The organism is Mycobacterium sp. E3305 (assembly GCF_001666785.1).
GTDB lineage: Bacteria > Actinomycetota > Actinomycetes > Mycobacteriales > Mycobacteriaceae > Mycobacterium.
The window spans coordinates 14982-26413 of the sequence record NZ_LZJA01000028.1 but is presented as its reverse complement, the minus strand read 5'-3'; the positions used below and the strand labels follow the sequence as shown (position 1 = coordinate 26413).

At 66.7% G+C, this 11432-nt stretch carries 9 protein-coding genes; 4 read left to right on the top strand and 5 right to left on the bottom strand.

Translation table 11 applies throughout. The annotated features are described in order from the left end of the window. Positions 1-94: 94 nt before the first annotated feature. Positions 95-1753, top strand: a complete 1659-nt coding sequence (locus A5701_RS03045) for a (2,3-dihydroxybenzoyl)adenylate synthase (RefSeq protein ID WP_067748373.1) — start codon at positions 95-97, stop codon at positions 1751-1753. Positions 1754-1764: 11 nt separating this feature from the next. On the opposite strand, the gene A5701_RS03040 is transcribed toward A5701_RS03045, so the two are convergent. After that, positions 1765-2379 carry a TetR/AcrR family transcriptional regulator gene (locus A5701_RS03040; RefSeq protein WP_067748371.1) on the bottom strand — a complete coding sequence of 205 codons (615 nt, stop codon included), beginning with the start codon at positions 2377-2379 and terminating at the stop codon, positions 1765-1767. 87 nt (positions 2380-2466) lie between these two features. After that, on the bottom strand, positions 2467-3213 hold the full coding sequence (locus A5701_RS03035) for a maleylpyruvate isomerase family mycothiol-dependent enzyme (protein WP_082969657.1): 747 nt from the start codon (positions 3211-3213) through the stop codon (positions 2467-2469). Positions 3214-4160: 947 nt separating this feature from the next. On the opposite strand from A5701_RS03035, the gene A5701_RS03030 reads away from it, so the two are divergent. From A5701_RS03030 to A5701_RS03020, 3 genes are all read left to right on the top strand, one after another. Continuing rightward, positions 4161-5543 carry a condensation domain-containing protein gene (locus tag A5701_RS03030; protein ID WP_067748368.1) on the top strand — a complete coding sequence of 461 codons (1383 nt, stop codon included), beginning with the start codon at positions 4161-4163 and terminating at the stop codon, positions 5541-5543. Between the two features lie 86 nt (positions 5544-5629). Then, positions 5630-6985 carry a hypothetical protein gene (locus A5701_RS03025; protein WP_067748366.1) on the top strand — a complete coding sequence of 452 codons (1356 nt, stop codon included), beginning with the start codon at positions 5630-5632 and terminating at the stop codon, positions 6983-6985. Continuing rightward, complete coding sequence (locus A5701_RS03020) at positions 6979-8229, top strand: hypothetical protein (RefSeq protein WP_067748364.1); 1251 nt, start codon at positions 6979-6981, stop codon at positions 8227-8229. Before A5701_RS03025 ends, A5701_RS03020 begins: the two co-directional genes overlap by 7 nt. Before the next feature lie 77 nt (positions 8230-8306). On the opposite strand, the gene fadD4 is transcribed toward A5701_RS03020, so the two are convergent. From fadD4 to A5701_RS03005, 3 genes are read right to left on the bottom strand one after another with little or no spacing between them, the layout of a single operon-like run. Next, complete coding sequence (fadD4, locus tag A5701_RS03015; protein ID WP_067748362.1) at positions 8307-9836, bottom strand: fatty-acid--CoA ligase FadD4; 1530 nt, start codon at positions 9834-9836, stop codon at positions 8307-8309. A 42-nt stretch (positions 9837-9878) separates the two neighbouring features. Beyond that, entirely contained in the window at positions 9879-10811 is a 933-nt protein-coding gene (locus tag A5701_RS03010) for a TIGR03619 family F420-dependent LLM class oxidoreductase (protein WP_067748360.1), read from the bottom strand. Positions 10812-10813: 2 nt separating this feature from the next. Then, positions 10814-11425: a nitroreductase family protein gene (locus A5701_RS03005; RefSeq protein ID WP_067748545.1), complete on the bottom strand. Its 612-nt coding sequence runs from the start codon at positions 11423-11425 to the stop codon at positions 10814-10816. Positions 11426-11432 lie beyond the last annotated feature (7 nt).

Here is an 11432-nt window from a genome sequence, read left to right as displayed (position 1 = left end):
CTCCCTGAATTAGCACAGGCTGCCCTAAGTTGTGGTGGTTACCCTATCCTTACTCACGAATCACCGCTACTACGCCCCCCGCCTGAGGACCTCGATGACCGCGAACGCACGGCAACCCCTGGCCGGGGCCCTCGAAGGGTTTGTGCCGTTCCCCGCCGACCGCGCCGCCGCGTATCGGGCGGCCGGCTACTGGACTGGGCGCACTTTGGACAGCATCCTCAGCGACGCCGCGCGGCGCTGGCCCGACCGAACCGCCGCGCTCGACGCCGCGGACGGCTTCGGCTTGAGCTACGCGCGGCTCGACGAGCGCGCCGGCCGCGCCGCCGCGGGACTGCGGGCACTGGGCATCGCGCCCGGCGACCGGGTGCTGCTGCAATTGCCGAACGGTTGCCAGTTCGCGGTGGCGCTCTTCGGGCTGCTGCGGGCGGGCGCCATCCCGGTGATGTGTCTGCCCGGCCACCGGGCGGCCGAATTGGGGCACTTCGCCGCCGTGAGCGGGGCCACCGCGTTGGTGATCGCCGACGCGGCCAACGGTTTCGATTACCGCGCCATGGCGCGCGCTCTCGTCGCGGACCACCCGACGCTCGCCCACGTCATCGTCGACGGTGAGCCGGGCTCGTTCACCTCGTGGACGCAACTATGCGGTCAGGCCACCGCCCCACCTCCGACGCCGCCGGCCGACCCCGGATCGCCTGCCTTGCTTCTCGTTTCGGGCGGCACCACCGGCACCCCCAAACTCATCCCCCGCACCCATGACGACTACGTGTTCAACGCGACCGCGAGCGCACAGGTGTGCCGGCTCACCGCCGACGACGTCTATCTGGTGCTGCTCTCGGCGGGGCACAACTTCCCGTTGGCCTGCCCCGGCCTGCTCGGCGCCATGACGGTGGGCGCCACCACTGTGTTCGGCACCGACCCCAGCCCCGAGGCCGCCTTCGCCACCATCGAGCGCCACGGCGTCACCGTCACCGCTCTGGTGCCGGCCCTGGCCAAGCTGTGGGCGCAGGCCTGCGGGTGGGAGCCGGTGACGCCGAAGTCCCTGCGGCTCTTGCAAGTTGGCGGGGCGAAATTGGAGCCCGACGACGCCCGCATGATCCGTGCCGCGTTGACGCCGGGGCTACAGCAGGTGTTCGGAATGGCGGAGGGGCTGCTGAATTACACCCGCCCGGGCGATCCGCCCGAGGTCGTCGACCACACCCAGGGGCGGCCGCTGTGCGTGGCGGACGAATTGCGGGTGGTCGACGCGGACGGCGAACCGGTCGCGCCGGGCGAGGAAGGCGAGCTCCTGGTGCGCGGGCCGTACACGCTCAACGGCTACTACCGTGCCGAGCGCGACAACGAGCGCTGCTTCGACCAGGACGGCTTCTTCCGCAGCGGTGACCTGGTCCGGCTGCGGCGCGACGGGTACCTGACGGTCACCGGACGGGTCAAGGACGTGATCTGCCGGGGCGGCGAAACCATCTCCGCGGCGGACCTCGAGGAGCAGATGCTCACTCACCCGTCGATCTTCTCCGCGGCCGCGGTGCCGCTGCCCGACCCGTACCTCGGCGAGAAGATTTGCGCGGCAGTCGTTTTCACCGGCACGGCGGTCACGTTGGCGGAACTGAACACCCACCTCGATCAGCGCGGCACGGCCGCCCACGCCCGGCCCGATGTGCTGGTCGCCATGGCATCGCTACCGACCACCCCGATCGGCAAGATCGACAAAAAGGCGATCGCGCGCCAGATTTCGGCCGGGCAAGCGCCAAGCTGACAACGGATGAGTCAGCTGTCCTTGTCGCGCAGGGCGTTCAGCAGCCGGTCCATCACCGCGCCGGCATCCGCGCGCGCTTGGCGCTGGTCGTCAGCGCGGGCGATGTAAAGCGTCGCCTCGCGCAGCGCCCCCATGACGGTTAGGGCCGTCGCCTCAACGGGCTGGCGCGGGATGCTGCCGGACTCGATCGCGTCATTCAGCAGCGCCGTCACGAATCCGATGTTGTACCGATGCCCGATGTCGCTCCAGCGTTCCCAGCCCAGCACCGCGAGCGCCTCCAGCAGCACGATGCGCTGAACCTCGGGATCGGAGCACGCGTCCAACCAAAGGCCCGCACACAATCGCATGATCTCGACCGGGTCGGTGTGCCCCGCGGCCGCGACGGCGTCGACCATGCGCGCGGCCATCTCGCCCTCCACCTGCTCGAAAACCGCGGCGAAAAGCTCTGTCTTGTCGGCGAAATGGTGATACAGGGCCCCGCGCGTCACACCCGCGTCTCGCACGATGGTCTCCAGGGACGCCTCCGCGAATCCCAGCGATGCGAACAGGGGACGGGCGGCGCTGATCAATGCGCCCCGCGTGTCGGCGGCACGCTCGGCCTGTGTCCGGCGACCATCCTGCGCCATGCAACCCTTACCTTTCACACCCCGTATGCATTCTCATACATACCGTATGAAGGCGGCGGGAGGCGCCACCGCGGGAGGCGGCGTCGGTCAGAACACCCTGAGCCGGCGGACGATGTCCAGAGCCGACGGGTCCCCGTCCGCCTGGACGGCCAGGCCGTCCCAGGTGCCGCGCTGAGTGACCCAGCGGACGAACGCTTGCGAATCGGAGGTGATCCGCGCGGTCACATCGCCCCGGGTGCCGAGCCGCAGGGTTCGGGCACACAACCCGTCAAGCCGGACCTCGACTCCAGTGCGTAATGCGTTGAGCAGCTGGGTGTTCTGTTGCGGGAGGGCCGCCTCGATCCAGTCGAGCGTGGGGCCAAGCCGCAGCTCGTCGACCGTGGGCGGATCCGACTGCAACGGTCCATTCGGAGCGAACAAGTCGTACCGGAGATGGATGAAGGACTCGAAGACGAAGGTGGTGGGCACCACCGAGGCCGGATACGTTCCGACGTCCCCAATCGGTATCTCGACGTCTTGGCCCTCCACCGCGGCGAGCAACTCCAGCCCTCGCGCACTGACTGCCTCGTAGTCGGCCAGGACGTCTGCGGGCGTCATCCAGCGACGTGACTCCACATAGAGGTCAGCGGCGCGTTCGGCGGGCAGCCCACCGGGATCGGGCAACGTCGATGGATCGACCGCCAACCAGTAGCTACACGCCATGTGCGACACCAGATCCTGAACAGACCATCCAGGACATCCGCTGTCCTTCGCCCACATCGAAGCGGGCAATTCCGAGCAGACCTCCAAAACAACTCCGCGTTCCTTCGCAATGGCATCGAGCGTGGCACTCACTATCCCTCACCCTCCTAGATACATACCGTATGTATAAACATACACACTGTATGTATGGAGTCAAGGCTTCACGGGTCTCCGATCCCACCGTTGACTTTCGGCAACACCCGTGGCTAATCGTCTTCCTGCGCCGGCGTTTCCGCTCGCGGCCAAAACGGTTGCCAACAGCCAGGTCTGGCAAAGCACGCAGAAGGGTTCCCGTGCCGGGACGCCTGGCCGGCGTGCCTCCGCGGCAAAGAGGGCGGCCCGGACGCGTACGACCTTCCCAGCCGCTCCGTCAGCGCGCGCTGGGCCGAATGTAAGGCGTTGCGGCACATCGGGATAGCCCGGCCGTGGTATCTCTCGGGCGTTCGCGTCGGGTTCGGTCGCACTCAAAGGGAGACCGCGGCAGCCCCTTTCGCATTTTGGATGGCCCGTTCGTCCGATGGATGACGTGGGCAGAAGATTACTTCGACCGGTACTATTCCGCCTTAACCGAACCTGAGATATGGTGATCGCGGCGCCGTTCCGCAGGCCCGGGGGTGACAAGAATTGCATCGCCACGATAGCGCCCGCTATCCGGGGATGGTCGGGCCGAGGCGTCGAGTAAAAGGCTTTTACTAGTTATCTTGAGTTAGCCGCGCGCGAAATATGCGATCCGCGTTGCGGTTACCTCGCACGGCAAGACGACGGCGATCGGCGAGTCTTCTGCATTCTCGTGCGATTGTCACGCCCGAGGAGAATCTTCAATGACTGCGCCCCGCGACGCTCTGACTGCTTTCGCGGCGTCAACTCGGACCAGCGTGAGCCAAATCACTTCTGCGCATTCCACGCAGCTAGCGGCAGCGCCACTTGCTGGGCTCGTGGTGCGCAATTCCCTCGGCGGTCGAATTCATCCGGCAACCAATGCACGGTCACGTTAAGGTCATCCGGACCGGCGTCGCCTACTGACGGAGGAAAGGTCGCGCATGTTCCTGGGCACGGTTGACGACTGGACAGCCGAGGGCACCGTCGTATCGTGGTTTCCCACCGCCAGCACCTACGAGCAGGCAGCCGACGCGCAATACCATCCGGCGGCGGTCAGTTATCAGCAGTCGCAGCATCTTCGGTATTACCGACGCCAGGTCAACCGCGGCCGCGATATCCCGCGATTGTGCATAGGAGCCTGGGAGATTTGGGGCGTCTGCGACATAGACGCGATGACCCACGCGCTGAACAGCCATGTGCGGCGGCACGACGCCTATCATGACCGGTTCGCCTTCGACGACGGCGACGAGGTGGTTCGCCACGTTATCGCCGACCCCGAGACCATCACGTTGGAAGCAACGGATCTCGGCGAAATGGCGCCGCATCAGATTCGCAAACTGATTCTCGATACGCCCGATCCGCTGCAATGGGACTGCTTCAGCTTCGGAATCATCCAGGGCGAAGACCGCTTCACCATCTACATTGCCGTCGATCATCTGCGCGCCGACGGCATGTCGGCGGGTGTGATTTTCCTGGACATTCAGACGGCGTATTTCTCCGCGCTGCGGAAGTCACCCGTTGTGCCGATACCCGCACCCAGCCACCGCGAATACAGCGCGCGGCAACGCGCATTCACTGCGAGCCTCGATGTCGATTCGCCCGAAATTCGGTGTTGGCGGGCGTTTCTCGCGGCGAACAATGGACTGCTCCCCAGATTTCCCCTGGAACTGGGCGAGGCGTCCGCCGATACGCCAGGGGCCATCGAAGTGTTCGACCTGATCGATGACGACCAGGGCCGGCGATTCGAGGCGGTGTGCCGCGCCGCGGGAGCCCGCTTCAGTGGTGGGGTGTTCGCCTGCGCTGCCCTGGCCGAGCACCGGTTGACCGGCGCACCCACCTACTTCGGCCTCACCCCGTTCGACAACCGGCGAGATCCCGCGCACGCCGCGGCCGTCGGGTGGCTGGCCAGTTTCGTCCCGTTGGCGATACCCACCGCCGGTGCGTCATTCGACGAGGTGGTCATCGCTGCCCAGACATCCTTTGACACCAACACGGCCCTCGGCGCGGTGCCCTACTACCACCTACTCGAGACGACGTCCGACGAGGTCGAGGTTCCGGACCGGCCCGTCCCGATGTTGTCCTTCATCGACATCCGAAAGCTGCCGTTCGGTGACTACTTCGATGGTTTGCGGGCCGGCATCTGGGGCGACAACCGGCTGTCGGAGACGGTGTGCATGTGGGTCAATCGCATGCACACCGGGACCCAACTGGTGGTCGCTTACCCGGGCACCGACGTCGCCCGCGAGTCCGTCCAGCGCTATGTCGATACGATGCGTGCCGAGTTCACGAGGGTGTGCGACGCCGGGGTGCACAGCCGCACCTGATGGATTTACGTTCTCCCACGCGAGGTCCCGATGTCAGCACCCGGACACGCAGACGTGTCGCGGGGTCGCGACGTAGCCAAGCCGGGATGGCTGCGCGGAGGTTGGCACTGCTGGACCAGGCCGCATTCTTACGGCTGCGCGCCACCGGTCAAGGCAGTACGGTGCAGTGCACGTGGATATACGACCGAGACGTGAATGTCGACCGATTGCGGGTCTTCCGCGCCAATCTCGCCACCGGCCTGCTCGGACGGCGGATCGAGCGCTCGCCGCTGCCATTCGGGCGTCACCGCTGGGTGGCCGACCGCCGCTCACCCGATATCGCGCTGGAACCGTGCCGACCCCGGTCGGCGCTCGGTGCATGGGTCGAAAGACGCGCGCAGGTGCCCGTCGATCCCGAGCACGGCCCCACCTTCCACCTTGGCGTCCTGCCATTCGACGGTGGCGGTGCGGCGGTCACCTTGGTGGCATCACACTGTGTGGTCGATGGGCTCGGCCTCATAGCGGCGATCAGCGAGGCGGTCAACGCGGAAAGCGGCAAACATCGCTATCCACAGCCTAATTCACGTAGTCGAGCGCGCGCCGTCGTCGAGGACCTGGCCGGTGCGGCGCTCGCCGTACCGGGCGTCATCCGCGCGCTGATCGCGACTCTGGGGATCTTGTTCAAGGCGTCCTCCGGTCCCCGGGTTCCGCCCACGATGCCGCGGCCAGGTCCGCCCCCACCGGCCGACGACGAGCGCGCGGGCCTGCCATCGGTCACTTTGCAAACCGACGCCGCCGCATGGGAAGCTCGCGCGCACGCCCTAAACGGAACCGCCAACGCCCTATTCGTCGCATACGCGGCCCGGCTGGCCCACCGGATGGGCAGGGTGCTCGCCGACGGAAGCTCGGTGACGGTCGTGCTTCCGGTCAGCGACCGCAGCGCCGATGACGACCGGGCGAATGCGCTGACCTCGATCACGCTCACCGTCGACGGAGCGGCGGCGGCCGGCGACTTGAGCCGGGTGCGTAAGGATGTCAAGACGCTGCTGACGTCGCTGCAACGGCAACCCAACGAAATGCTCGCCGGATTGCCGCTCATTCCGTTCACGCCACGATGGCTGGTCCGGCGCGCCGAAGGCGTTGCCATGTCGACCGGCCAACTTCCGGTCGGCTGCTCGAATCTGGGGAACCTCGACGCCGCCGTGGGCCGCATCGACGGTGCGGACGCAGCCGAGGTCTGCATCCGGCTGGCCGAGCAGGGCGTCACCCGTCGCCGCATCGAGCAGAGCCATGGCCAATTGTTCTGCAGCACCGGAACGTTCAACGGTAGCCGGTTTCTCAACGTCATCGCCTGCCGAAGCGGGGCCGACAGTGCGGCGACCGCCCGCGAGCTCGCGTGCAGCGCGCTGGCCGACCTGCGGCTGTCCGCCACCACCGTCTACGAAGGCCGGACCGGATGGTGAACCTGGACGTCGAGCCGAACCGACGCGCACACCACCGCCGCTACGCGGCCTGCGCCGCCGCGATCGCGGCTTGGGCCCTGGTCGTCCTGTGGTTCGCGATCAAGGTCGTTCCGCTCGATGTGTACTGGATGTCGTACTACGCCGCCGATTACACGCATGGGTTCGTCCGCCGCGGACTCGCCGGTGAACTGGTTCGCTTGCTCCCCGGACATTACTTCGCGGTCGCGCTCGGTTTGCGGTGGCTCTCGACGGCGGTCTATCTGTGCGGTCTGGCAGCGGTCGCGGGCGTGGTGTTGTTGGGTCGCGGCCGGTCAGAGCGCGGGCTGATGGTTGTGTTGCTGATCCCGTTGCTCCCCTTCGGTGTCCCGTTCGCCGCGTACTCGGCCCGGCCGGACCTGTTCGGCGGGGCCGCCCTGGCGTTGTTTTCTTCCGCTTTGGTGTTGGTGCGCTCCCGCAATATCGCGATGGCATGCTGTGCGGCCTACGGCGCCGCCATCGCGGCGCTGACACTGGTACACGAGGCGATCGGGCTGCAGTTCGCGCTGGGCGCCGTGTTGGCGATCGTCGCCCTGGGTGGTGCGCTGGAAAACGGCCGGGGCCCGGGCGCCCTGCTGGCGGTGACGCCGGGTGTCTGCACGACGGCCGCCGTGGCGGCCTTCGGCCGCCACGACATCGCGGCTCAGCTTTGTGCGTCGGTGCCCCGTCACGTGATGCCCAACCCGTTCGCGACGGTCACGTCGCCGGCGTCGCTGCTGCACTACGTTGTTGACGGGCAATCCGTTCGAACCGACTATCACGACTGGGTGTGCCGCAACGTGATGCCGAACTACGACAACGGAATCGGCGATGCTGTCCGCGCCGTCGGCCACATCGGCATGCTCGGTCTCACGGTCTCGCTGATCTTCGGCGCCGGTGCCCTCGCGCTGACCATGTGGGGACTCAGCGCCATATCGGGGGTGTCGCTCGGCACGTTTGTCGAGGCGCTGCGGGGCCGGATGACGTGGGTCGCCGGCGGGCTCCTGTTGATCTGCCCAGTTTTTGTGACCGGCTATGACTGGACCCGCTGGTTGACGATCGTGACGTTCGATGTCGGCGTGGTCTTCATCCTCTTAGCGGCGGGCAGGCCGGAGATCGAGCGCGAGCCCACGCCAAAAGCGTTGCGTTCCTTCATCCTTCTCGCCGTCATACTGGCGCTGATCCCGGTAGGGGCGGTTCCGGGCTTCGGCGGGCCACGGATGCTTTGAGCCCTGTCGCGTCCACTGCCGCGAAGCGCTCAATGATGGTATGCCTGGCGACTCGACCAGGCCTGTTTGACGATCGCCTAGCCTCCGGAGATACCCGCATACTTCTCGACCAGCTCCCGCTTGTACAGCTTGCCGGCATCGGTGCGCGGCAGGCACTCCTCGAAGTACAACCTGCGGGGACACTTGTAGTGCGCCAGCCGATTTCGCAGCCAAGCGATCAGCTCCTCGGCGAGAACCGGGGAAGCCAGGCCTGGATCCGCCAGTTGCACCACTGCGGTCACCGACTGCCCCATCACCGGATCGGGCACGCCGAAAACGGCGGCGTCGACCACGAGCGGGTGACCGATCAGACAATTCTCGGTCTCCTGAGGATAGATGTTCACCCCGCCGGAGATGATCATGTGGTTGCGACGATCGGTGAGATAGAGGTAGCCCTCGTCGTCGAGATAGCCGACATCGCCTACGGTGACCCAGCCCTGCGCACTGCGCGCCGCCGCCGTCTGGGCTTCGTCGTTGAGGTACTCGAAGGGATAACCACCCTCGTAATAGATCTCACCGATCTGTCCAGGGCCGAGCTCGCTACGGTCGTCGTCGAGGATGTGCGGCGTGCCGAGAAGTGGCTTGCCCACCGAGCCCGGGTGAGCGAGCCACTCGTCGGCACGGATGAACGAGATGCCGGCGCCCTCGGATGACCCGTAGTACTCGTCCACGATCGGGCCCCACCAGTCGATCATCTGCCGCTTGATCTCGGGCGGACACGGGGCGGCGGCATGGACGACGCGTCGCAACGTCGAGAGGTCGTAGCGCGTCCTGGCCTCTTCTGGCAGCCGCAGCATCCGGACAAACATCGTCGGCACAAACTGCGCATGCGTGACACCGTGTCGCTGAATGCATTCGAGGGCCTGTTCGGCGTCGAACTTCTGCATGAGGACCGTTGTCGCGCCGGCGGCTTGCGCCGCCATGGTCCACATGGCCGGCGCCGTATGGTAGGTCGGGGCTGGACTCAGGTAGACCGAGTCGGGGCCCACCCCGAGCGCCTCGAAAACGGGTGTCGACACCTTCGAAACGCCGGAGTTCGGCGATGTCAGCGGTCGGCGGATCCCCTTGGGGCGACCGGTGCTACCCGCGGAGTACTGCAGGAGCCGGCCGTCACGCTCATCGGTGATCGGCGTCGAGGGTTCGGCGGCCACGCATTCCGGGTAGCGCAGCCAGCCCCGGAGGTCGTCGTCGGCCATCAACGCCACGGCCGGCAGGCCATCCCCGAGCCGGTCGGACAGTTCCCGGCACGCATCGCGCATCAACCGCGAGGAGACGATGGCCTTCGCGCCGCTGTCGGCAACGACGTAGGCGATCTCGGAGTGGCTCAGGTTGGTGTTCACCAGCGTGTAATAGAAACCGCTGCGCTTGGCCGCCCACATCGCTGTGTGGATGTGTTCGTTGTTTTCCATGAGGATGGCGATGGTGTCCCCGGCGGCCAACCCCGATCGCCGCATGAAGTGCGCGAGCTTGTTGGCGCCGGCCTCGAGGTCGGCGAAGCTCACCGCCGTCCCTGAAGGATGAAGAATCACAGCGGGTTTCGCGGATCCCGCGTGATCACGCAACTGCATGCCGCACCGTCGATTCCTGCCCGATCCCGCGACGTCGATGCATCATCGCGTGACGTCGCGGAACGCCTCCACGAGCGGCGAGAGGACTTCGACCGCTCGTTCGCCCTCCTCTGGGACCGTCACCGTGAAGCGGACATCGGTGACGCCTGCCGCGACCAGCGCCGGTACCGACGCGACCGATGCCGGGTAGTCGATCGATCCGCCGTCGCCCTTCACTGCGCGCGCGACACCTTGGACTTGCAGATTGCCGGCGTCGCCACCGGCGGCGACGACGCTGTCCTTCATCTTGCTTATCGAGGTGGGCAGGTCGGCAAATGCCGAGCCCCAGGGAATCCAACCGCTGCCGAACCGCGCGATTCGCCGCGCGACGTTGCGGTTCACCGTGCCGCTGATCCAACACGGCACACCACCGGGTTGCACCGGCTTCGGCATCTGGTGGATCGCGTCGAAGGACAGTTCGGGCGAGTGATACGACGCCCGCTGTTCGGTCCACAGCGTCTTGCAGACCTCCAAGGTGTGGTCCAGCAGCCGCCCGCGGTGTGCGAAAGACAGTCCGGCTGCCTCGTATTCCTCTCGTTGCCACCCCACCCCGACGCCGAGATCGACGCGACCGCCGGAAAGCACATCGAGCGTCGCCAGCTGTTTGGCCAGGACCGCGGGACGCCGCAGGGCGGCCAACAGTATCGAGGTCCCCAGCCGGATCCGCTCGGTCGTGGCAGCGATCGCGGTGAGCACGATGAGCGGTTCCAGCCAGCTGCCGTCGGGCCCCGTAGGTTGGCGGCCGCCGGACGCACCACCGACCGAGGGGTCGGCGTATGCCTCCAGCTTCTCGCCGAACACCACATGGTCGGAGACGACCACACGGTCGATCCCCGCACCATCCATCGCCCGTGCCATTGCCAGCGTCGCCCGCCAATCATGTTGCGGGCCATCGGTAAAGGTGCGCAGGTACAACGAGATCTCGGGGTATCCCACTGTCACTCCCCTGTCTTGTGCCAAGGCCGGTCCCAACGATCGATGGCCGCGACCTCGTCCAGCGGTTTACGCCGCACGGCATGATGTCCGCCCTTGGGCCAGCCGACCGTCAGCAACGTCGCGATCTTCCAGTCGCCGGGAATGCCGACCATCGAGCGCAGCTGGTCCTCGCAGGACCCGTGCCACAGGGTGATTGCGGCGCCGAGGCCCTGCGCGCGAGCCGCCAGCAAGAAGTTCTGCACGGCGGGAAAAATGGACCCGCCCTGCTGGAGTTCGGTGGTCCCCCGCTGCGGCTGGACGCAGAACAGCACCAGCACCGGCGCGGCGCCACCGACGCTCATGTGTTCGGCCATCGTTCGCAGCACGCGTGATTTGGGGTCGTCAGCCTCGTCCGCCGGCATCGCGAACCGATAGAACTCGGTCATCACATCCCATGTCCGGTGCGCCGCTGCCGTGACCACGTCGCGCACGCTACTCGATCTGAGCACGACGAATTTCCAGGGCTGCTGATTGCCTCCGGACGGCGCCCAGCTGGCCGCCCGCAGGCAGGCCTCGATCACCTCATCGGGTACGGGTTCGTCGAGGTAGCGCCGGACGGCCGACGCCGTGCGCATCACCTCC